The following is a 24,667-nucleotide window of genomic DNA, read 5'->3' as shown; positions in this document are numbered from 1 at the left end:
CTTTACTTCTTTTAATTTTCTTATTTTTTTTCCTATTGTAATTTTTATGTACTTTGTTACGCCACAAAGGTATAGGTGGTTAACATTATTAATAGTTAGTTACTTTTTTTATATAAATATAGAGCCTGTATTTGCCTTACTTACTGCGGCTATTTCTTTGTCTACTTATTTTTTTACTCGACTCATTGACGGCACAAATGATGAGAAAAAGAAAAATAAATACATGGTTATTAATATTATATTGATTTTACTGCCATTGTTTTTCTATAAATATTTTAATGAGATTAATAATAGCATATTTATGTTCTTAGATCAATTTAATGTCAGATGGCCATTGCCGAAAATTAAATTGTTATTACCAATAGGTATATCATATTATACATTTATGGCTATAGGATATACAATTGATGTATATAGTGAAGAAATTAAAGCCGAAAAAAATTTAGGGATTGTAGCTTTATTTATCTCGTTTTTCCCTTTAATATTATCTGGCCCTATTGAAAGGGCTAATAATATGTTACCTCAGTTTAGATCTGGTAAAAATCCTGATTATGATATGATTTCTTCAGGAGCTAAATTAATGCTATGGGGTTATTTCATGAAATTGGTTGTCGCTGATAGGACGGGGATTTATATTAACTCTATTTTTGAAAATGCCGAATTTCATAATGGTTCTTCTTTGATAGTTGCCACTTTGTTATACCCAATTCAAGTTTATGGTGATTTAGGAGGCTATTCTTTAATTGCTATAGGGGTTTCAAAAATTTTGGGGATTAATGTTATGGATAATTTTAGAAGACCTTTTTTTGCAACTTCAATGTCAGAATTTTGGAGACGCTGGCATATTTCTTTAATATCTTGGTTAACTGATTATTTATATACCCCCCTAACTTTTGCTTTTAGAAAGTATAAAATTTGGGGAATAGTTATAGCCTTAATGATTACTTTTATTTTAAGTGGTTTATGGCACGGTGCATCCTTAGCATTCTTAGTTTGGGGTGTAATGCAGGGAGTTCTATTGAGTATTGAAGCGTTAACCAATAAGAAAAAGTTAACTTTTGAAAAGAAATTTAATTTAAATAATAATAGGTTATATATTATAATAAGTATCATTATTACGTATATTCTTTTTGCTACTACAGAAATTTTTGGAAGAGGTACAGATATAAACGAAGCGATAACTATTTTCCACAAAATGTTTACGACATCTGGAAATATCTTTATTGGAACCTCTTCGATAGTAATTTATATGATATTCGGCATAACATTATTATTATTAAAAGATTTTACAGATGAATTTTATCCCAATAAATTTTTACTTTTTGAAAGTAAATATAAAATAGTGAGAATTGTTTCTTTCAGTTTTGTTTTTATTTTAATTTTGTTGATTGGGGTTTTGGATGGCAGTCAATTTATATATTTTCAATTTTGACCTTATGTTAAAAAAAATAATTATAAATATAATTTTAATTGTACTTACGATTTTTATATTAGATTTTTCTATAGGAAAAGTTCTTAAGCATTTTTATTTCAAAGCGGTAGGAGGGACTAATTATGAAATCACTTATGCATTAGAAAAAACAAAGGCAGATGTATTAATTTTTGGTTCTTCACGTGCCAACCATCACTATATTCCGAAAATTATTAAGGATTCATTGGGCCTAACATGTTATAATACAGGTAGAGATGGTGCAGTTTTGTTATATCAAAATGCAGTTTTGAAATCTGTATTAAAAAGATACGTTCCTAAAATAATTATCTTGGATTTTATTGGAGGTTCAGATGAAATAAAACAAGCTTATGATGATTTATCTTATTTAACACCATATTATGATAAAGATATTGATATACAAAAAATTGTAAATCTTAAAGGTTCCTTTGAAGAATTAAAATTAATTTCTAATATATATCCTTACAATTCAGAAATTTACAATATCTTCAGAAATACAGTTTCTAATAAAAAAAGAAGTACAGATAATGGTTTTAAACCGGAAGTAGGAATTTGGAAGAAAAATATTGACACAATTAAATCTATTGAACCTTATAACGATAGTATAATCATTTCGGCGAATAACGAGTTTTTAGATTTAGCTAAAAATTCAGGATCAAAAGTTATTGTTGTTTATTCTCCCATGTATTTACACTATAATCAAAAAAGAGATTTAGATTTTATGAAAAGCTTATGTGAAGAAAAGGGGATTCCTTTTTTGGATTATACAAAAGACACTGTATTTTTAAACAATAGAAAATATTTTAAGGATCCTCTTCATTTAAACCATGAAGGAGCAACATTATTTACGAATAATTTTATTAATAAATTAAAAGATAAATAGCATTTTTAGATTAATGAATTTTGCTTATATCTCTTGCTCACTGAGCAACACATCTACTTTCTGTTTAAAATTATTTATCGAATATTTAATAAATTCAAAGTCTTTTGGATAGATTACAGCTTTTGATTGCAAGGCTTCAAAGTATTTCTGATCATTGGCTCTTTGATCACCGTTGTATTTGGCGTAATTATGTTGGAATTTAGCTTCTCCAAATTCGGGTTTATTCGTAATGTTAGTTTTCTTTTTTAAATCTTTTACGATTATAGTTCCATCTATTTTGGAAGACTTATTTTGTTGATAGAGTAGCACTTCTGCGGTAACATTTTTATATTTCGGAGTCTTAATGTCATTCCCTTTTTCATCTTTCATAACATTTCCGTTGTTATCTAATTGATATTGCCATCCGTCTTGAACTTTTTGCTCCTGACTAATTTTCTCTTTTAATATTTTTTCGGGTTCAAAAGTCAATTTATCTAAAGAGATATCAACCTGATAGTCATAACTGACTTTCCGGTCTTTTTTATCATGATAAATAACCCAGTGATTATCGAAGTTTGAAGAATTTATTTTATTCAAATATTTAATGCTATCGTTAGAAATTTCCTTTATTTTATTTTTTAAATGGACTAAAACAAAACTACTTCCTTTACTCTTAGCTCTTTGTAGTAAATCATTTAGGCCTGTTTTATAAGTAGGATTTACATACATTAAATCTTCTATATGCTTAAAAGCGTTTCTAGCATCTAAAGTGTTTCCTTTCATTAACTTTTGTGCGGTACTGAATAAACTCTCTGAATAATTTTGTTTTGCATCGGCAATACTTGTAGTGTAATCTTCAAAATTAAAATCAACTTCATTCCCTTCAAATGATAATGGTTGTAAGACCCTAATTTCATCTTGTCGAATATCTAGGTTTAAGTAATTACCCAATATCTTTTTTAAATTTTCAGGTGTTTTACTTTTTTGTAATTTATTAATTTCAGCCTTGTCTGAAATAGCTGCTTTTTCGAATGCTTCTTTTAAAAGGGGAATTTGTTTTTGATTAGACTTTTTGGTTTTATCTTTATTTAATTGTGTAATAGCTGTATTGAAAGCACTTGTGTAATTTCCAGATTGTAAATGATTAGTAGTTTTTTGAGTTCCTCCACAAGAAAGCATAATTATTCCGATGAATAAATACGAAAGAAATTTTATAAATGTAGATTTCATAGTAAATTATAGTTGATTTACTACAAAGTTACCCTTTTAATAAGTACTTTTTTAAAATTTGATTTAGCCAGAAAGTATAAAAAGATTATTCTTTTATTGATGGTAGTAACTTTCCTATACAATCACCAAACCCAATTCTAACCGTATTATTTTCACAATACCCTCTCAAAATAACGGTATCGTTATCATTGATAAATTTACGTTCAGAGCCATCATTTAAAGTAATAGGATTTTTACCAGCCCAAGTCAATTCAAGCATAGAACCATAAGTTTCTTTTGTTGGACCAGATATAGTACCTGAGCCCATCATGTCACCAGCTCTAACATTACAACCATTACTAGTATGATGTGTTAATTGTTGAGCCATGGTCCAATACATGTATTTAAAGTTAGATTCAGTAACTTTAGTTTCTTCTCCATTTTCGGGTAATATTGAAGCTTGCAATTTTATATCTAAGCTTCTATTGCCCGATTGTTGTAAATAGGGAAGTGGTGTAGGATTTTGTTCAGGACTAGCCATTCTAAAAGGCTCTAAGGCATCTAAAGTGACTATCCAAGGAGAAATGGTTGATGCAAAACTTTTTCCTAAAAAAGGACCTAGTGGAGCGTATTCCCAGCCTTGTATGTCTCTAGCACTCCAGTCATTAAATAAGATTAATCCAAAAATATAATCTTCAGCTTCTTCAAGTTTTATAGTTTCACCTAATTTATTGACATCTGTAGTAATAAAAGCCATTTCCAATTCAAAATCAACCAATTTTGATGGACCAAATATTGGGTTGTCAACACCTTTAGGTTTCGTTTGTCCGTTGGGTCTTTTTATTGGTGTTCCTGATGGAATAATTGAGGAACTTCTACCGTGATAACCAATAGGAATATGCAACCAGTTGGGCATCAATGCATTTTCAGGATCTCTAAAAATACTTCCTACATTGGTAGCATGTTCTTTACTTGCATAAAAATCAGTATAATCACCTATAGTTACTGGTAATTGCATTTCAACTTCTTCCATTGTAAAGATAATACGGTCTTTGTGTTCTGCATTGTCTTTTAAAATAGAATTGTTACTATCAAAAATTTCAGCAATTCTATTTCTAACCAATCGCCACGTTATTCTACCATCTGCTATAAAATCGTTTAAAGTGTCTTGTAAAAAAATATCATCAGTTAATGGTATTTCACTAAAATAGCCTAATTGATGCAATGCTCCTAAATCAATGGCGTAGTTGCCAATCCTTGTCCCTATTGTTATAATATCATCTCTTGTTAAAAAAACACCAAAAGGGATATTTTGTATTGGGAAATCAGAATCCTTTTCAACATTCAACCAAGACTTTCTATTCGGATCATTTGCTTTTATTACCATCTTTTAATTGTATAAAATTTTATTCAAATATATAAGTTTATATGTTTTTGCAAAATGAAATTAGTATTTTTGGCATCACTTTAACATAGAACTGATTTGAACTTTTTAAATCGATTTGAAAATTAGCAATTTTATGGCAATTTGGAAACTTTTATGATGCATAGTTGAAAAACTTAAATTTTAAAAAGTTAATAAGGGTTTTAAAAGAATATTATTCCAATCATTAGAAAGTTTTAAATAGGTTTTTTATAAAACAATTACAATGCAACGTGATCAAGAAATTTTTGATTTAATAGAAGAAGAAAAACAGCGACAACTCAATGGACTTGAATTGATTGCTTCAGAAAATTTTGTAAGTGAACAGGTAATGGAAGCTGCAGGTTCTGTATTAACAAATAAATATGCCGAAGGATATCCTGGTAAACGTTATTACGGAGGATGTGAAGTCGTAGATGTAGTAGAACAAATAGCTATTGATAGAGCTAAAGCTTTATTTGGAGCCGCATATGTAAATGTGCAGCCACACTCAGGTTCTCAAGCAAATTCAGCAGTATTTTTCGCATTATTAAAACCAGGAGATAAAATTTTAGGTTTTGATTTGTCTCATGGTGGACATTTAACGCATGGTTCACCTGTAAATTTTTCAGGTGTTCTTTATGAAACCTCTTTTTATGGCGTTGATAAAGAAACAGGAATTTTAAATTATGATAAAATTCAAGAAACTGCTAATAAGGAAAGACCAAAGTTAATCATTGCAGGAGCTTCTGCTTACTCTAGAGATATAGATTTTAAAAAGTTTAGAGAAATTGCTGATAGTGTTGGTGCTTTATTAGTTGCAGATATATCACATCCTGCTGGATTGATAGCAAAAGGTATTTTAAATGATCCTTTGCCACATTGTCACGTTGTTACTACAACTACGCATAAAACATTGCGTGGTCCAAGAGGAGGGATGATTATGATGGGGAAAGATTTTGAAAACCCTTGGGGAGTCACATTAAAAAGTGGTAAGCCAAAGATGATGTCTTCTTATCTAAATTCTGCTGTATTTCCTGGAAATCAAGGTGGACCATTAGAACATATTATTGCAGCTAAAGCGATTGCTTTTGGTGAAGCATTAACTGATGAATTTTTATTTTATCAATTACAGGTAAAAAAGAATGCAGCTGCATTAGCAAAAGCATTTGTAGCAAAAGGGTATGATTTAATTTCAGGAGGAACCGACAATCATATGATGTTGATTGATCTTCGTAATAAAGATATTACAGGAAAAGAAGCTGAAAATGCTTTGGTAAAGGCTGACATTACAGTGAATAAAAATATGGTTCCGTTTGATACACAATCACCTTTTGTAACATCAGGAATTAGAATTGGAGCTGCCGCAATTACTACACGTGGACTTAAAGAAGATGATATGCCTATTATTGTTGAGTTTATTGATGAAGTAATAACGAACTATCAAAATGAAGATGCTTTAGAAGCTGTAGCAATAAAAGTAAATGAAATGATGAGTCATAGACCATTGTTTAATTCTTAAGTTAAATCTTATTATATAAAAAAAAAGCGAGCTATTAAGCTCGCTTTTTTGATTCTTATAATTATTGTAATACTAAATTTCATCTCTTTTAAAGGTGTTAAGTGAAATTTCCATTAATATAAACACTATCTAACGCTTCTCATTTAGTGTAAAGTTAAACAATCACCTCTTTCTTTAAAATTTGCAAAATCTTTTGGAAGCCAATGATCTCTTCAATATTTAGGCTTCGTTAGCATTATAATGAATGGAAATGTCACAAAAAATATGATTGATCTATATTATTATCTATTAATCTTCACCTTTTGCCCTTTCAATTATTTTTTGAGGTAAGGCTTTTTTAGCTTTGGCTCCTAATTTTTTAATTTTCTCAACACTGGTAATTAGATTTCCTCTTCCTTCAACTAATTTATTCATGGCTCCTTTGTACTCACTTTTAGCTTCGTCCATTTTTTTACCAACTTTAGTTAAATCGATTACGAAGCCTTCAAACTTATCATATAAAGCTCCTGCTTGACGGGCAATTTCAACGGCATTTCGCTGTTGTTTTTCATTTTGCCACATGCTATCAATGGTCCTTAATGTAGCAAGTAGTGTAGAAGGGGTAACGATAACAATGTTCTTTTCAAAAGCTTTATTATACAATTGATTATCTGTATTAATGGCAACAGCAAATGCGGGTTCAATGGGTACAAATAGCAATACAAAATCTGGAGATTCTATTTCGTAAATATCTTCATATTTCTTTTCAGATAATTGCGTAACATGTCTATTGAGAGAATTGATATGGTCTTTTAAATAGCGTTCTTTATCACTATCATCTTCTGCATTAGCATATCTTTCATAATCGGTTAAAGACACCTTAGAATCAATAATCATTTTCTTATTATCAGGAAGATTGATAATAACATCTGGTCTTAGTCGTGTTTTATTAAGGGCATCTGTATTGAAACTTTTTTCCAAAAAATATTCTCTATCTTTTTCTAAACCAGATTTTTCTAACACACGTTCTAAGATAAGTTCGCCCCAATTTCCTTGAGTTTTACTATCTCCTTTTAGAGCTTTTGTAAGATTAACAGCTTCTTTACTCATTTGCTGATTCAACTCTTTTAATCCAATTATTTGCTGTCTTAATGCGGCATGGTAATCGATACTTTCTCTATGTGTTTTATCTACTTTATCTTCAAAGAGTTTAATTTTTTCGTTTAATGGGGTTAAGATATTTTTTAAATTCTCTTTATTTTGTTGCGTGAATTTACTCGATTTTTCTTCTAATATTTTATTGGCTAAGTTTTCAAATTCTTTGGTGAATTTTTCTTGAATATTTTCAAGCTCTTGTTTCTGATCTGAAAGCTTTTCATTTAAATTATGAATAGAGGCATCTTGCTGAATATTTACTTTTACTATTTGCTCTTTTTCAGCTTGAAGTTGACTATATTCTAATTGAAGGTCCGAAATTGTTTTTTCTGCAATAGATTTTATCTCGGTAAGAATGGTATTACGTTCAACTAACGTTGATTTTTCTTTTTCGGTTTCAACTTTAGTTAATAGTTTACCAATAAAAGCTCCTATGAGTAAAGAAATAATAAATATGATAATAAATATGAAATATTGTTCCATCAATGTTAGTAGAATTAGTATAAAATATCACAAAAAAACATGAAGGTACCCTTCATTCTGTTGACATTTCTTATTCAGCACTTGTTTTCTACAAAAAGGGTATGTGTCTTATTAATTAGAGACAATAATTATTTATCAGCACCCATTGCAGCTTTTTTTAATATTTTTTGTTGTTGTTTAACGGTTAGTGAACTTCCATCAACGCTCCAACCTGGAGGTCCAAAAATGTACATAAACCCTTCCTTGAAAGATTTGGCTCTTTTAACATCTTTCCATATATCGCCATATTCATGTGTAAGAATAACGAATGGGTTATAAGATGAAGGTGGTGTTGTTACTCCGTATTTAATTTCTATTTCTTCGTCTAGTTCTTTCCAAGTTCCAAACATTTTATCGAAAAGATTTAAATATCCACCATGATTCTTATCCATATATTCAATATTTCTAGAGTGATGAACTTGATGCTGTGTATGTAAATTTAGAAATTTCTCAAGAAATCCTAATTTTGGTACATATTTAGTGTGTAATTGAAATTGCCAAAGAGCCTCAATACCCATACATACTATGAGCATTTCGTAATGGAAACCAATTGCAGGTATCCACATATAAAAGAAAGGTTTGTAAAGTACAGTAAACCAACCGTTACGTACCGCTGTACCCAAATTAAAGTTATCTGAAGAATGATGTACAATATGTGCCGCCCATAAGAATCTAATTTCATGATTAGCTCTGTGGAACCAGTAATAAGAAAAATCATCGGCAATTTGGCAAATAATCCATATATACCATGCCCAACCAAAAGATTCCCATCCCATAATATTTGTTGGAACACCATCAACTAAAGGATTAAATAAATCATAAACAAAACTGAATAAGACAACAGCAAAAACTATTTTCACTAAGGGGGCTATAATAGCTGAGCCAAGGCCCATGGCCCCACTTGCAAAAAGATCTTTCCACTCATACAACTCATCGTTGTCATGTGTTTTGCTATAAACTAATTCTAGTAAAATAAATGCTATAAATGCTGGTCCGCCGTAGACTAAGGGGTTGGTTAAATCCAATTTTTAATTTTTTTTGTAAATATAAATATAATCTAAGTACTTCAATCAAACTTTCAATTGTTTTAACAATAAAAAAACATTTTCCAAGTATGTTTTAAGCTTGCTAATAACTATTTTACCTCGTAGTGTATGTTTTAATTTTATACTGTGTTAAATAGATTTCCTTAATGATGAAAATTTATTATTCTTAATGCAATTGAAATCAGAGTATTATAATGAATAATTTTGAAAAAAATAATTGAATTTTTAGAACGTGAAATTTTATCGTAAATAAATTGATAAATCATTGTTATTTTAATCTTAAGTTTTATATTTGCACCGCTAATTTTAGCAAATGGTGGCATAGCTCAGCTGGATAGAGCACCTGCCTTCTAAGCAGGCGGTCCTAGGTTCGAATCCTAGTGCCATCACTTGAAAAGCCTTACTTTTTGTAAGGTTTTTTTTGTTTTATATCTTTTATTCGGTTTGTTTTTCGTCGAATCTGATTCTTGAAACTTCTTTTATTTTTAATTTTAATAGAATGAATACTGATATTTTATCTGTAAAACCGAAATGTGGTATATTGTCAAAAGAAATACTATTAAATTTGGAATTAAAACTTAAATTATTATCTTCGACATTACTTGATTAATACGACTTTTCAAGGAAATATTGGTGGCAATGGTTTATTTCAAACTACCATGATTGAAGTAATTTATAGAAATCTATAAATTACAGTAACACTAAAATAGTAATTGGAGTTTTCTAATTGAATTATTACACATCAAAAATGAGTGTTAAAAACTACATTATTTACAGCTTCTGTTTAATTACTAATCTAGTTTTTAGTCAATTCAACAATTTAAAGTTCGAGAACTTAGATACATATAATGGTCTGTCAAGTAGTACTTGTGTAGAAATTTTTCAAGATAAAGAAGGGTTTTTATGGTTTGGGACAATTGACGGTCTAAATAAATATAATGGATATGAATTTGAAATTTTTAAATCTGTTTTAAATGATTCAAAGTCTTTAAGTAATAATAGAATTAATGCAATAACTGAAGATAATGAAGGTAATCTTTGGGTTGGTACTAATAATGGATTGAACTTATTTGTTAAGGAAAAGAATAATTTTATACGAATTAACCTTTACCGTGACTTATCATTAGCGAATGGAACACAAAAAATTATTAATGATTTATTTTATGATAGTATTAATAATACATTATGGGTAGGAACAAATAATGGAATCATAAAAATTGCTCTGGGTGATGATAGTATTAATATAGAGAACTATAAATTTTCATATTATATAAATGATCAAACGAACCCAAACTCTATAGATAATAATAAGGTAAATGTTATAGTAAAGGATAAAAAAGATATTATATGGATAGCGACTAATGGTCAACATCTAAATAGATATAATTATAAAAAAAATAATTTTGATCGGGTTTTAATTAAAAATAATCGAACCTATGAACTTAATCACATGCCCAAAAGGGTTTTTATTGATAGCGATGGAGATTTTTGGATAGGTAATGATCTTTCTAATTTAATTTTATGGAATAAGAAGCAAAATACATTTAAACACATTTCTGTAGTCGATAAAAAGACTCCAATATTAGATATGTTTCAAGATTCAAAAGGTCTTTTTTGGATTTCAACTGATGCATTTGGATTGTATTTGTTTAATAAAAAGAATGATGTTGTGGAGTTACAACAGCATATTGTAAATGATTTTTCTGATCCTTTTACCCTTCCAAATAATAAACCAAGTAAAATATTTGAAGATAATAAAGGTATTTATTGGATAGGAAGTTATGACAAAGGTGTTAGTAAATTAGACCCATCAAATTATGCTTTTGGTCATTATTACTATCAGCCCAATAATTTAAATGGACTTAATCAAAAAACGGTACAGTCAGTTTTAGAAGATTCAAAAGGAAGAATTTGGATAAGTGCCTATAATGGTGGTCTGAATCTTTTTGATGAAAAAACAAAATCCTTTAAACATTTTAGTAGTAATCCTAATCTTAATAATGGTCTTAGTTCAAATAAAATTTTATACACATTTGAAAGTCATGACGGATTTATTTGGGTATGTACTTTAGATGGAGGTGTTAATAAATTTAATCCAAAATCAAATACATTTAAAACGTTTTTGCATAATGTAAAAGATTCACTCTCCATTGGTCAAAGTTCAGTATGGTCAGGGGTAGAGGACAATAAAAACAGGATCTGGTTTGGTTTAAGAACCGAAGGTCTAAGTCTTTATGATCCGTTAAGTGAACAATTTTCTAATTATAAAAATACATTTGCAAAAGAAAATGGTCTGGTTAGCAATTCTGTAATCTGCACCTTCATTGACTCTAAAAATCGTTTGTTTATCGGTACAGCTCTGGGCTTAAATGTTGTTGATTTAAACAAATTAGATGAATATATTCCAAAAGATATAAGGTTTAAACTTATCAAAGAAAAAGGTTTAGAAGGAGGTGGAATAAATTATGTTACAGAAGATCATAATGGAAATATTTGGATAGGGTCTGACAATGGTGTATTTAAGTTAGATAACACTTTACAACTATTGGATTCATATTCTTCTCAAAATGGGCTACCTAATAATCTTGTCGTTGGTATAAAAGAGGATGATAATTATAACCTTTGGATAACAACTAAAAGTGGTTTGTCTTTATTTAATCCTCAAACACATCAGTTTAAAAATTTTAATGCTCATGATGGACTACAAGGACCTGAATTTCAAAGTAAATCAATTGAGAAAACTAAAAATGGCAGGATTATAATTGGTGGAATAAATGGTTTTAATATATTTCAGCCTAATGATATAAAAGCCCCGAGTTTGGTAGAGCTACAGCCTCAAATAACAAACTTTAGGTTGAATAATAAAATAGTAGTTGAAGGAGATTCTATAAATGGGCGAGTACTTTTAAATAATGGGATTTCAAAAATTAAGGATTTGAATTTGAACTATGATGAGAATTATATTTCATTTGAGTTTGTAGCTTTATATTTTGATAATTCAGAACAAGTACAATATGCTTATAGAATGCAAGGTCTTGACAATGAGTTTATAAACTTAGGTTCTAATAGAGTTGTTAATCTTTCAAATTTAGAATCAGGTAATTATACCTTCGAAGTGAAAGCATCAATAACAGGAGATTGGGAATCTGCTAAAATGGACTTTATTAATATAGTGATAGCCCCTCCAATTTGGAGAACTTGGTGGGCCTATTTCGTTTATTTTATAATTGGAGCTCTTATTTTATTTGCTGTCATACACTATTACACACTAAAGATTCAAGAAGCTCAACGACATGATTTAGACCAAAAACAACTTCAGTTTTTTGTAAATGTGTCACATGAATTTAGAACACCTTTAACACTTATATTAAATCCGGTAAATAAGATTTTATCAAACTTTAATAATGACCCTGAAGTTACTAAACGGTCAGCTACATCAATACAACGTAGTGCTAGACGACTAATGCATTTAGTAGATCAATTACTCGATTATAGAAAAATGGATGCCGGTATGTCTCCATTACAATTAGAAAAGGGGGATATTGTAAAATTTAGCCACGATATTTTTACTCTTTTTAAAGATTTGGCTAAAAAGAAAGAGATTGACTATACTTTTGAAAGTACATCTAAAAGTATAAAATGTCTTTTTGATTTTGACAAGGTAGAAAAAATCATTACAAATTTAGTGTCTAACGCTATTAAATTTACTAATAATGATGGGCGTATTTCTGTAACAATTAACACCTCAAAGGAGAAGGAAAGTAAATCTACTTTCACATTATTTAAAGGTAAAAAATTAACTAGATATATTGAGATAATAGTTGAAGATACTGGTGTAGGATTAGACAAAGAACAACAGAATCGTATTTTTTCTCGATTTTATAATGTAGATGAAACAAAATCTGGAACAGGAATTGGACTTAATTTTACTAAAGGATTGGTTGAACTGCATGGAGGAAAAATATCTTTAGATAGCAAACGAAAAAAAGGAAGTAAATTCATTGTAAAATTGCCATTAGATGTAAATTCTAAATCTAAAAAAGTTGAAAATGTAAAGAATGAATATCTAATTAATTCCATGAAGGCTGTTGAATATAATATGATAATATCAAATGATAATTTATCAGTAGATCCTAAAAATGAAAAGAGTATTAAAGTTAATAAAGACTTACCTGTATTACTTATAGTTGAAGATAATAAAGAGTTAAGAATCCATTTAAAAAATGACTTAAAGGATTCATACACAATAAAAGAAGCGGTTAATGGTAAGGAAGGATTAAAAATGGTTAAAAAGTACTATCCAGACGTTGTGATTAGTGATGTTATGATGCCTAAAATGGATGGGTTTGAAATGTGTAAATTGATAAAAACGGACTTAGAAACCTCTCATATACCAATAATTTTATTAACAGCGAGAACCTTGGCGGAAGATAGAATAGTAGGTTATGATAACGGTGCCGATGCTTACTTGTCTAAACCATTCGTAATAAGTGTTTTAAGGTCAAGAATTGATAATTTGCTATTGGCAAAAAACAGATTACGAGAACGATTTTCTGAAATTGGAGGTATATTCCCTTCAAGTGAAGTAACTACTAATAATTTAGATGAAGCGTTTTTAGATAAAGCCACTAAAATTGTTTTGTCAAACATTAGTGATCTAGATTTTAAACAAGATCACCTTTTAAAAGAAATGGGCATTGGTCGTTCTCAATTTTATAGAAAAATAAACTCACTAACGGGTAATAATCCTAGTTATTTTATTAGGACCATACGTTTACGTTATGCCTCTGAATTACTGTTGAAAAATGGTCATTCTATTAAGGAAGTAACCTATATGTCAGGATTTAATTCTACAGCTTATTTTAGTAAGACATTTCGCGAATTATTCAAACTAACTCCTAGCCAGTATATTGAACAGAATGAAAAGAATAAAAAAACAGTTACTTAAATTATTTAGAATGAATGACTGTAATTTTAATTGTTTATAGCTGGCATTTCTGCCTTAACGTTATGTTGCCATTGTTTTAACTCTTTTGATAATTCTTTTGTTCGTTGAGGAAATTTACTTACTAAATTATGCTGTTCGCTAATATCTTCTTCTAGATTATAAAGAAATTCTTTTTGTGTTTCAAATTGATAAATATATTTCCATTTACCATTTCTAATTGCAGCACCCATAGAGAGTCCTTCTTTTCTGTGATGCGGAAAGTGCCAATATAGAGACCGTTTAGTAAATGTACTTTCACCATATAATAAAGGCAAAAGACTTTGCCCTTCTAATTCTGTATAATTTTTAGTAGAAATGCCTGCTAATTGCAACAAAGTAGGGTAGAGGTCAACACTTGTAACTGGAGTGTTACAAGAACTACCTAACTTTATTTTTCCTTTCCAATTCACAACCATAGGAACGCGTATTCCACCTTCATTTAAAGTTCCTTTTTTTCCTTTTAAGGGAAGGTTTCCCCATAAACCTCCATTGTCGGAATAGAAAATAATAATTGTGTTTTCCAATAGATCTAATGCTTTTAGCTTTTGCATTATCTTACCAACATTTTGATCTAGCTTTTCGATCATTGCAAAATATTTGTTTCCATCGTATTTATTCATAGTTTCAACAGGAGCGGCTAACGGAGTATGTACAGTATAGGTTGCGAAGTTTAAAAAAAATGGTTGATTTTTATTTTTTTCAATAAAATAAATAGCTTCATCTCCTAATCTATCGGTTAAATATTCTCCAACAGGTCCATCTTTTAGGGTGCCATTTTTGTATGGCGAAAAATAACTCGCTGGTTGTCCATATGCATTGCCACCAACGTTGGTATCAAAACCATACTTATTTGGCAGATAATCAGGGTTTACAATACCATCGTTGGTGTACATAGAACCATCGCCTCCCAAATGCCATTTTCCTATATAACCTGTGGAATATCCTTGAGTCTTTAAAACTTCTGCGATAGTAACCTCCTTTTGTGGTAAATGATCAATAAAATAGCCTTCTTTTAGTTTTTTTCCTTTATTTAACTTTTTTAAATATTTTTCCATACCCATACCTGGAATGTGACACGTAAGTTTTAAGGCTGCGGGTGATTTTCCAGTCATAATGCTTGCACGAGTTGGAGAACACACAGGAGCGGCTGCATAAGCATCTGTAAATACCATACCATTTGTAACAAGCTTATCTATATTAGGTGTTTGAATTTCTTCTTTATAATTCATATAGCCTACATCAGAATAACCAAGGTCATCAACTACAATAAAAACGATATTTGGTTTCTTTTCTTCCTTCTTGAGGATTGTTTTGTCTGTTGTATTAAAGGATGCTATTATAATAAACAACACAAATATTTTAATAGCTATTTTTAAATTTTTCATTCATTCAAATCTTTTTTTAATTCAAATTTAACCAAGCACGCTTGTATTTTAACGATATCGAACAGTAAAAGAATCTATAGTTACTTTTTTGCCTCCTGATATAATTCTTCTGTCTTTTTTCGCAACTTATTAAGTGTAAGATTATATTTTGGATTATTTACTAAATTATGCTGCTCTAATGGATCGTTTTCCACATCATATAGTTCTTCAATTATTGGAGAATGTTCATAATACACAAAGTATTTGTAACGCTCTGTCCGAACACCATGACTCCGGTAAGATTTGTTATTCTTAATTAGATTTTCATTGATTTCATCAACATTTTCTTTATATCTAGAATGAAACATACTTTCTAGAAAAAGGTCTTCCATAAACACGGCATCTCGCCATTTGGACATATCTTGTGTTTTGTTCAAGATTCCACCGAAGTTTTTACCTTGCATGCTTTTAGGGGCATCAAGACCTGCAAATGATAGAATAGTAGGAGCCATATCGACAGATGAAATAAGTGCATCTTCTCGAAACCCTTGTTTAGTATCAGGTACTCTTCCGTCATAGACAATTAACGGAGCTTTAACTGATTCTTCATATAATAAACATTTATCGAATAGACCATGTGATCCTTGAAAACGACCATTATCACTAGTATATATAATTATAGTATTTTTAAGCATGCCTTTTTCCTTCAATTTTTTAACCAAAAGTCCTACTTGATCATCAACACTATAACCTTGAGTGGCAAACCGTCGTACCAATTTTTGGTAAAGTTCAGGTGTAGATGACCGTTGTTTATGAAAACGAACTCCTCTAGCATTATCTTTAACTACGGATGGTAGTTTTTCATTTTCACCCTCAACCCAATTTTTAGGTACAGATAAATCTTCATCTTTAAATTGATCAAAATGTGGCATATACATATCTCTATCATTATCATGCTTAACAGCATAAAAACTAACAGAGAGACAAAAAGGTTGGTCTTTTGGTTGGGATTCTAAAAAACGTAACATGGCTTCACCTGTTCTTAAAGTTCTCCCAGAATTTTCTCGTCCTTCTTTATATATTTCCTTTAATTCTAAATCATCTTCGGGCCAAGTAACAAAACCTTTTCTATCAGAGGTCTCACTTCCTGCAAAAAAATCAAAAACATTACCCATATGTTCTTTATAGTAATGTTGTTTTGGTGTACTCGGTCGTGTGGCTTCTTCCGTGACCGTAAAACCAACCTTGCCAATAAAACCAGTACGGTATCCTGCATTCTTAAGTAATGCCGGATATCCATTTGCAAAATCAGTTTGTGATAAAGTATAGTCAGTTGGTGCTACAAACCCCACCTGATGGCTTGAGTTGTATCTGCCTGTCATCATTGTTACACGACTCGGCATACAGATGGCCACCGCATAATAGGCTTTGTCGAAAATGACACCTTTACTTGCTAGTTTATCAATATTTGGTGTGTTAAATTCAGGTTTTCCGTAGCAACCCATATTGTCCCAGCGTTGATCATCTGTCATTAAAAAAATGATATTGGGTTTATTCTGAGCAATAACAAAGAGATCAAATGGACTTATAAAAAGTAAGATTAACAGTATTAATAATTGATTGTACTTTATTGATTTTTTGAATGGTTTCATTGTTGTATTATTTTAAATAGTGTTTCAAATCATTACGCTATTAGTAATGTAAATACTTAATTGTATTTAATAGTCGGCTTCCCTTTTATAAATCTTAATTTTCTCAAAAACAGGTCTGTATCATACATGGTTAAATTGAAATATTTATCACTACTGCCTTTTCTAAAAAAACGACCATTAAAAAAGCCATGTCCAACACCATTAACTGTTATCAGTTTACATTTATTTCTGGCTTCTTTCATTAGTGAAGTAAAACGTGTCACGTTTTCATAAGGTACCGTTTTATCTTTATTTCCATGAAATAATAACATGGGGGGCAGTTTCTTTTTTACTTGATGACATGGTGATATTTCAGTTTCACGACCTGCAACTTTTTTAGCTCCATAACCTTTCACAGTAGTGTCAAGAACAGGATTGTAACCAATCACTGCATTGGGCACGGAGCTTATTGTTAAATCTTCATTTTTGTTTTCAAGTCCATTAATTAGTGCAGTACAGATAGCAATATGTCCACCAGCAGAGCCGCCAGAAGCCACAATTTTATTAGGGTCAACATGTAATTCTTTCGCATGTAAGCGAACCCATCTAATTGCCGATTTCGCATCTTCTACACTTTCAAAAGGAGAGGTTCCGTGAACGTTTTTAACTCTGTATTCTGCTGATATGGCTAAAATACCTCTTGAAGCTAGATATTTAGATTGTTGATAAAATTGTTTGGGAGTTCCACTTGTCCAACCACCACCAAAAAAGAATACAATAGCTGCTGTTGGTTTTTTGGAAATTTTAGGTTGAAATAAATGCAAATAAAGACTATCTCCATTTACTTCTTTAAAAAAAACTTTTTTATCTGGCTCTATATCTTGAGAAGAAATATTTTGAATTGTAAAAATAAAAACTATTAATAGATTGATTAAATTTTTAATTTTCATGTATTTTGATTCTTAAAAGATTTCCTATTTTGTATTTACTGATTAACAATGCTAGGATAAATATTATTCTGGTCTTATCCACATACAATGTCCACCTCCTTTTACCATTTGAGCACTTATTACATCTCCTTTTTTTACTGTTTCTTTTCGTATTTGATAAGCTTCAGGGTTTGTGCTACTATCTGTTTCTTCAGTATCTTCATAATAAGTAATTTTATAGTTTAGCTCTTCTTTTAGAAAATCTAAACTGATAGCTAAGTTTCCGCCTTTACTATGAACAGAGCCTATAAACCATTCATCACCATGTCTTCTGGCGGTGGAGATATATTCATCCATTTTAGCATGTAATACTTTACTTTCGTCCCATTTACCAACGGGCATTTTTTGTAAAAATTCGAATAAATCTAACTTAGCGGCATATGCTTCAGGAGCATCAGGTAAACAGATTAAACCACTAAAGATAATTAATGTTCTGGCAGCTTCAGCAGTAACCGTAGTAATTAAAGAATTTAACTTTTTCGGCCCTTTTTCTCGATTACCATCATTAACTCCAGTAATATCAAATATACCATTATTCATGTCTAATGGTCCTTGAATAGCATTAATAAGTGCCATTCTAATAAATGCTTCCGGTGTAAAAGCTCGTCTTGAATCTTGCTGTGCATGACAATACTCTCTAGCAATTGCATTGGGGTAAGTTCTTGTCATTCCAGTAAATGGAACGGGATTATCATGAAAATCAATTAATAATTTGCTTTCCGCACTAAGTCTTATGGCTTCCTTTGAAAAGGAAACATTTCTACCCATAAAACCATATTTAACGCCACTCATCCCTAAAGAGCTATAATAAGAAAAGAGTTTTTTATCTCCATATACACCTTTATGCCTATCGTAATATAAAATTAATGAAACACCTTTATTCTTTGCATAATCTGAAACTTTTTGTAAATCTAATTTTTCTGACATTTCTATATGCCCTTTTTTTACATCAGTATACCAAGAATCATCAATTAGAAAATATTCAATGTCATTTTTTGCTGCAAAATCAATAAAACGATAGTAACTTTCATTGTTAATGCCATAGGTAAATCCATCTTCAGTATTATATCCATGCACTCTCCAGTCCCACAGGGTTTTACCTGGTTTTATCCAAGAAGGATCCGAAATTTTATTTGGGGCCGCAACATTAAGAGGTACCGTATTAGTAACAAGATCTCCAATATTTTTTTCAAACAGAATCAGTCTCCAAGGTGTTATTAAACTGTTGCTTTTTAAATTATATTCATTCTTAGCTATTAATTTATTCCTTTTCTTGTCAAAATTAAAATCGATTACCTCAAAGCCTGGAGCACTAGCCAAATCTGATTCTAACAACGCCATAAATGGCTTTTCTGTATTTTCAATAAGAATAGGCATTACTAATTTTTGTTTTACTAAAGCATCAAATAAAGTTTGCATAGATAAAGGGCCTTTAGGTTTCCCTTCCCGTGCAGGTGTATATAATTTGCTATCTTTAGGTAAGCTATATTCAATGCTAAAAATTGGTTTTGAGTTTTTTGAAATTTGATCAATTTCATAGCGAAAAGCAGCACCATTATTATAGGCTCTTATATATAGTTTATAGGGTGTTTTATTATGAAGTAGGGTTACTTTTAGTTCATTATAATAATTTTGAATTTCACTAAACTGTCCCCAAACTGGCGTCCAAGTTGTATTTACTTTTACTTGTTCTGTTTTTAAAATTTCTACATTAGAATTTTGAAATAATGAAATTGAAGATTTTGAAATTAATGTTTGTCCATTCACTTTTAGTGAATATGTTAATTTATTCTCATTATTCTCATTATTATCAATATTGATAATTAGATTTCCATCCGGTGAATATAATTTTTTAACAATGGTGTCTGTATTACTGCAAAATGATAGTGATGTAAAAAATACAAAAAGAAGTAAACATATAATATTACTTGAATTACTCTTCATAGTGCTTATGTGATGAATTCATTAGATTAGATCTATACAATATTAATAAATATTTATAAAAATAAATATAAACTATGAATCAGCATTATCAATTCAATACCCATTTAATACCCATTTAGAACGAAGTCTAAAACTGATTTAATTTATTACTTTTAATTATTCTTATTAACTACTATAAAATAATATCTTTAAATGAACTATATTTTATAATGTATGATTCATGATTTATACTAGATAAAGCCTATTGTTTTTATTATTGTATAAACAATATTTCAAATTAATACTCCATGAAAAAAACTGGAATCTTATTGCTAATGCTCGTGCTTATATTTAATATCAGATGTGAGGGAAAGCAAAAGAATACGTCACTATTAGAAAATAAAGACTACCAAAAAGTAATCACTGATGAAGATCGAATGGAGTGGTGGTCAGATGCAAGATTTGGTATGTTTATTCATTGGGGTATATATTCAGTACCTGCTGGATTTTATAAGGGAGAAGCTCAAACGAATAGTGCAGAATGGATAATGAACAAGGGAAAAATACCTATTGCTGATTATGAAAAGTTTGCAGACCAATTTAACCCTGAACATTTCGACGCAAAAGAATTTGTAAGTCTAGCAAAACAGGCAGGTATGAAATATATGGTTATTACTGCAAAGCATCATGACGGTTTTTCAATGTTTCATTCTAAAAGCAGTAAATATAACGTGGTTGATGCAACTCCTTTTAAGCGAGATGTAATGAAAGAATTGGCAGAAGAATGTGAAAAGCAAGGAATTAAGTTTGGTTTTTATTACTCTCAGGCTCAAGATTGGCATCATCCAGGCGGTATGGGTAATACATGGGATAATACTTTAGAACGCGTTAGTAGTGATACGTACGTATATCAAAAAGCACTACCTGAAGTGAAACAATTACTAACTGAATATGGGCCAATTGCCATTTTTTGGTGGGATACACCTAGAGAAATGACAAAATCTGTTGTTGATAGTTTACATCATATCACAACAGCTTTACAGCCTAATATTATTACAAATGATCGTTTAGGAGACGATTATCCTGGTGATCACAAAACATTTGAACGTAATGGACCAAGATATCAGCCCGAAGCAAAATATTGGGAATTGTGTCAACCTATCAGTGGCAGTTGGGGATACCGAAGTGACGATAATAACTTTAAATCAATACCAACCTTAATTCATAATTTGATTGATCAAAGTAGCAAAGGGGGGAACTATTTACTAAATGTAAGTCCCACCAGTGATGGTGTCTTAAAACCCGAAGCCGTTGAACGTTTAAAGGCTATTGGATCATGGATGAATAAAAATAGTGAAGCCATTTATGGCACGCAAGCTAGTCCAACAAAAGAGGAGCCGAAATGGGGTAGAATTACAATGAAAACTGTTGATAATAAAGGGTTGTTATATTTACATGTGTATGACTGGAAAGATGGAGTTACACTTCCAATTAGACTTAGAAATGAAGTTGAAGCCTGCTATTTATTAACGGATAAATCAAGAACTTTTAAAACCCAATCTTTAGAAGATGGTATTGAAGTAAAGTTAACGGGAGATGCTCCTGATAGTATAGCATCGGTAATTGTTCTAAAATTGAATACTCTTCCCAATGCGTTGCCTCAACAAAGTTTAGGGCAAGATGAGTCAGGTCTTGTTAGGTTACCAGCTTATAGAGCTCAATACGAAAATTTACAAGGGCCAGGTGCTCAGTATAATGAGAAATTAGATTGTATTAGTAGTTGGGATAGTGAAACAGCAAGAGTTTATTGGACTTTTGAAATAGATACACCTGGCAATTTTGCATTAGTTGCAGGGTATTCAGGTCAAGAGGATAATGAAATAGAGGTTTTACTTAACGGAGAAACTAAAGTAATCAAAATCCCGGCAAGTGGTAGTAATTCTAAAAGGTTTAAAAAAATAGAATTTGAAAATTTCAGTATTTCCAAACCAGGTAAATATGAAGTTTCTTTAATGCCTGTTGCAAATAAATGGAAGGGCATTAACTTAAAAGAAGTAACTCTTAAACCATCTAAAAATTAATTCTAAATGCTAATTTAATTTATGAAATATTTTTTTCTTTTATTTATAGGAGTTATTTCTTCATGCACAGCACAGAACTTTATTTTTGATAATTTAAAGGAAGCACCTGTAAATGGTGGTTTTGAAATGGAAGATTATTGGGTGTGGGGAAGTTCTGTAATAAAAGGAGAGGACAATAAGTATCATATGTATGCATCACGTTGGCCAAAATCTTTACCATTTCATCCAGGATGGATGATTGCTTCAGAAATTGTTCATGCGGTTTCTGATACTCCAGAGGGACCTTATAAATATATAGATGTCGCATTAGGTGATAGAGGAACGCAATATTGGGATGGAAAATCATGTCACAATCCAAAAATTGTAAAGTATAAAGACACCTATATTTTATATTATATGGGCTCCACACATCCTTTTGAAGATGTTACTGCCGACAACATTAACGCGTTTACTTTATCAAGTAAATGGTGTATCGCAGCAAGATGGGGTAAGCGTATTGGTATTGCAACATCAAAAAGTCCTTATGGACCTTGGAAACGTTCAGATGCTCCTATTTTAGATGTAAAACCGAATTCATATTATAGTTTTTTAACTTCTAACCCTTCACCATTAATTAAAAAAGATGGATCTGTTATTTTGCTATTTAAAGGTAGGGGCTATAAGAAGGATGGTATTACACATGGAGATATGAGTATTGGTGTGGCTACAGCATCGTCTTTTGATGGTGAATATACTGTAATTGACGATGAACCATTATTTTCAATGGAACGGTTTGGAGAAATTGAAGATCCACATTTATGGAGTGATGATAATGGGTTTCATATGGTAGCCAAAGATCAAAGAGGGGTAATAACAGGTGGTAAAGGTGACGGACTATTAGCTCATTCTAAAGATGGAATTAATTGGGTTGTTGATAAAAATGCAAAAGCGTATACAAAATTAATTAAATGGGATAATGGAAAAAACATAAAACAAGGTCAATTGGAACGTCCTTTTGTTTTTGTTGAAAATGGAATTCCAACCCATATCTTTTTTGCAACTATGAATGGTCCAGGTGGATTTGGTAATGGTACTAAAACATGGAATATGGTTATTCCTTTAAACACAAAATAATTTAAATTAATACTTACAAAACTTATATTTAAGATGAACAAAAAAATACTATTATGGTCTATTACAGCTGCCCTTGCTGGATTTTTATTTGGGTTTGATGTAGTCGTAATTTCAGGAGCCGATAAAAAATTACAACTTTTATGGGAATCATCTGATTCTTTTCATGGTTGGGTTGTAATGGGAGCCGCACTTTGGGGTACTGTTATTGGAGCCATTTTTGGTGGCATACCTACAAATAAATATGGACGTAAAAACACATTAATAGTAATTGGGGTTTTGTTTGCTATTTCTGCTATAGGATCAGCATTTTCTAATGATCCTTACGTGTTTGCATTTGCTCGTTTCATTGGAGGTATAGGAGTTGGAGCATCTACAATTGCTGCCCCTGCTTATATTTCTGAGATTGCTCCTGCTAAAGATAGAGGACGTTTGGTCGCTATGTACCAATTTAATATTGTTTTTGGTATAATGATGGCCTATTTGTCTAATTTCTTGTTAAGTGATTTAGGTGAAAATGCTTGGAGATGGATGCTTGGAGTAGAAGCTATTCCAGCAGTATTATATATCTTATTTGCCTTAAAACTACCTAAAAGTCCAAGATGGTTATTATCACAATCTAGAGAAGAAGAAGCTAGAGAAGTCTTAAAAATAATTGAACCAGAAGCTGATGTTGAAGCACAGATAATAGAGTTCAAAGCTCATTCAGAAAAAAGTGATAAATCGGAGAATATATTTATAAAAAAATATAGATTCCCCTTAATGTTAGCTTTCCTAATCGCATTTTTTAATCAGTTGTCAGGGATCAACGCATTTTTATACTACGCACCTCGTATTTTTGAAGAGGCTGGTCTTGGTGAAAGTACGGCGTTGTTAAGTAGTATCGGAATTGGCGTTACGAACCTTGTTTTTACATTATTGGGTGTGTTTTTAATTGATAAATTAGGAAGAAAAACATTGATGTACATTGGTTCTATTGGATATATTATATCTTTAAGTCTCGTTTCAGCAGCATTTTTCTTGGGATGGACGGGTATGGCTGTGCCAATATTTTTGTTTTTATTTATTGCAGCACATGCCGTTGGTCAAGGTGCAGTAATATGGGTATTTATTTCTGAAATTTTCCCAAATCATTTAAGAGCTTCTGGTCAAGCTTTTGGAAGCTCAACGCATTGGGTTTTAGCTGCTATTATACCGTCTTTAATACCATTTTTATTTAGTCATCCTATGATTGGTCCGGGAGTTGTGTTTTTAGTTTTTGCACTAATGATGGTATTACAATTATTGTTTGTAGCCTTTATGATGCCCGAGACGAAAGGTAAAACGCTGGAAGAATTGGAAGATGTTATGCTGAAAAAATAACTGATTATCTGTAATGTGACATAATCAATTCGTCACCTTGTCCCGAAGTGTGGGGACAGCATGATGTTATGCT

Annotated in this window: 15 protein-coding genes and 1 tRNA gene; 8 read left to right on the top strand and 8 right to left on the bottom strand. The window is 30.8% G+C overall.

Features of this window, described 5'->3' with window-relative positions; genetic code table 11:
- Positions 1-46 precede the first annotated feature (46 nt).
- Complete coding sequence (locus D3P13_RS11440) at positions 47-1,432, top strand: MBOAT family O-acyltransferase (RefSeq protein WP_232829175.1); 1,386 nt, start codon at positions 47-49, stop codon at positions 1,430-1,432.
- A gap of 4 nt (positions 1,433-1,436) precedes the next feature.
- Positions 1,437-2,333, top strand: coding sequence for an SGNH/GDSL hydrolase family protein (locus D3P13_RS11435; RefSeq protein ID WP_157972898.1), 897 nt, complete (start codon positions 1,437-1,439; stop codon positions 2,331-2,333).
- A gap of 24 nt (positions 2,334-2,357) precedes the next feature.
- Here D3P13_RS11435 and D3P13_RS11430 read toward each other — a convergent pair whose 3' ends face one another.
- Positions 2,358-3,542 (bottom strand): hypothetical protein, encoded by a 1,185-nt coding sequence (locus tag D3P13_RS11430; RefSeq protein ID WP_117882489.1) that lies wholly within the window; start codon positions 3,540-3,542, stop codon positions 2,358-2,360.
- An 85-nt stretch (positions 3,543-3,627) separates the two neighbouring features.
- Positions 3,628-4,908, bottom strand: coding sequence for a fumarylacetoacetase (gene fahA, locus D3P13_RS11425; RefSeq protein WP_117882487.1), 1,281 nt, complete (start codon positions 4,906-4,908; stop codon positions 3,628-3,630).
- 262 nt (positions 4,909-5,170) lie between these two features.
- Between fahA and glyA the strand changes: the two genes are divergently transcribed.
- Complete coding sequence (glyA, locus tag D3P13_RS11420; RefSeq protein WP_117882485.1) at positions 5,171-6,445, top strand: serine hydroxymethyltransferase; 1,275 nt, start codon at positions 5,171-5,173, stop codon at positions 6,443-6,445.
- 288 nt (positions 6,446-6,733) lie between these two features.
- Here the strand turns inward: glyA and D3P13_RS11415 are convergent, their stop codons facing one another.
- The gene (locus D3P13_RS11415; protein ID WP_117882483.1) at positions 6,734-8,062 is read right to left on the bottom strand and encodes a DNA recombination protein RmuC; all 1,329 of its coding nucleotides are present in this window, start codon (positions 8,060-8,062) and stop codon (positions 6,734-6,736) included.
- A gap of 128 nt (positions 8,063-8,190) precedes the next feature.
- On the bottom strand, positions 8,191-9,126 hold the full coding sequence (locus tag D3P13_RS11410; protein WP_117882481.1) for a sterol desaturase family protein: 936 nt from the start codon (positions 9,124-9,126) through the stop codon (positions 8,191-8,193).
- A 336-nt stretch (positions 9,127-9,462) separates the two neighbouring features.
- Here D3P13_RS11410 and D3P13_RS11405 point away from each other — a divergent pair.
- A tRNA-Arg gene (locus tag D3P13_RS11405) sits at positions 9,463-9,536 on the top strand.
- 359 nt (positions 9,537-9,895) lie between these two features.
- The gene (locus D3P13_RS11400; protein ID WP_117882479.1) at positions 9,896-14,095 is read left to right on the top strand and encodes a hybrid sensor histidine kinase/response regulator transcription factor; all 4,200 of its coding nucleotides are present in this window, start codon (positions 9,896-9,898) and stop codon (positions 14,093-14,095) included.
- Between the two features lie 26 nt (positions 14,096-14,121).
- Here D3P13_RS11400 and D3P13_RS11395 read toward each other — a convergent pair whose 3' ends face one another.
- From D3P13_RS11395 to D3P13_RS11380, 4 genes are all read right to left on the bottom strand, one after another.
- Positions 14,122-15,519, bottom strand: a complete 1,398-nt coding sequence (locus D3P13_RS11395) for a sulfatase (RefSeq protein WP_117882477.1) — start codon at positions 15,517-15,519, stop codon at positions 14,122-14,124.
- A gap of 80 nt (positions 15,520-15,599) precedes the next feature.
- Complete coding sequence (locus D3P13_RS11390; RefSeq protein WP_117882475.1) at positions 15,600-17,150, bottom strand: sulfatase-like hydrolase/transferase; 1,551 nt, start codon at positions 17,148-17,150, stop codon at positions 15,600-15,602.
- 56 nt (positions 17,151-17,206) lie between these two features.
- Positions 17,207-18,079 carry an alpha/beta hydrolase gene (locus tag D3P13_RS11385; protein WP_117882473.1) on the bottom strand — a complete coding sequence of 291 codons (873 nt, stop codon included), beginning with the start codon at positions 18,077-18,079 and terminating at the stop codon, positions 17,207-17,209.
- Positions 18,080-18,142: 63 nt separating this feature from the next.
- The gene (locus D3P13_RS11380) at positions 18,143-20,062 is read right to left on the bottom strand and encodes a glycoside hydrolase family 97 protein (RefSeq protein WP_117882471.1); all 1,920 of its coding nucleotides are present in this window, start codon (positions 20,060-20,062) and stop codon (positions 18,143-18,145) included.
- A 287-nt stretch (positions 20,063-20,349) separates the two neighbouring features.
- Between D3P13_RS11380 and D3P13_RS11375 the strand changes: the two genes are divergently transcribed.
- The 3 genes from D3P13_RS11375 to D3P13_RS11365 are packed head-to-tail and all read left to right on the top strand — an operon-like array spanning position 20,350 to position 24,594.
- The gene (locus D3P13_RS11375) at positions 20,350-22,122 is read left to right on the top strand and encodes an alpha-L-fucosidase (protein ID WP_117882469.1); all 1,773 of its coding nucleotides are present in this window, start codon (positions 20,350-20,352) and stop codon (positions 22,120-22,122) included.
- A gap of 21 nt (positions 22,123-22,143) precedes the next feature.
- Positions 22,144-23,235, top strand: coding sequence for a glycoside hydrolase family protein (locus D3P13_RS11370; RefSeq protein ID WP_117882467.1), 1,092 nt, complete (start codon positions 22,144-22,146; stop codon positions 23,233-23,235).
- A 33-nt stretch (positions 23,236-23,268) separates the two neighbouring features.
- Complete coding sequence (locus D3P13_RS11365) at positions 23,269-24,594, top strand: sugar porter family MFS transporter (protein ID WP_117882465.1); 1,326 nt, start codon at positions 23,269-23,271, stop codon at positions 24,592-24,594.
- Positions 24,595-24,667: the final 73 nt, after the last annotated feature.

The organism is Aureibaculum luteum (genome assembly GCF_003449015.1).
Classification (GTDB): Bacteria; Bacteroidota; Bacteroidia; order Flavobacteriales; family Flavobacteriaceae; genus Aureibaculum; species Aureibaculum luteum.
This window is presented reverse-complemented; position numbering and strand designations above follow the sequence as displayed.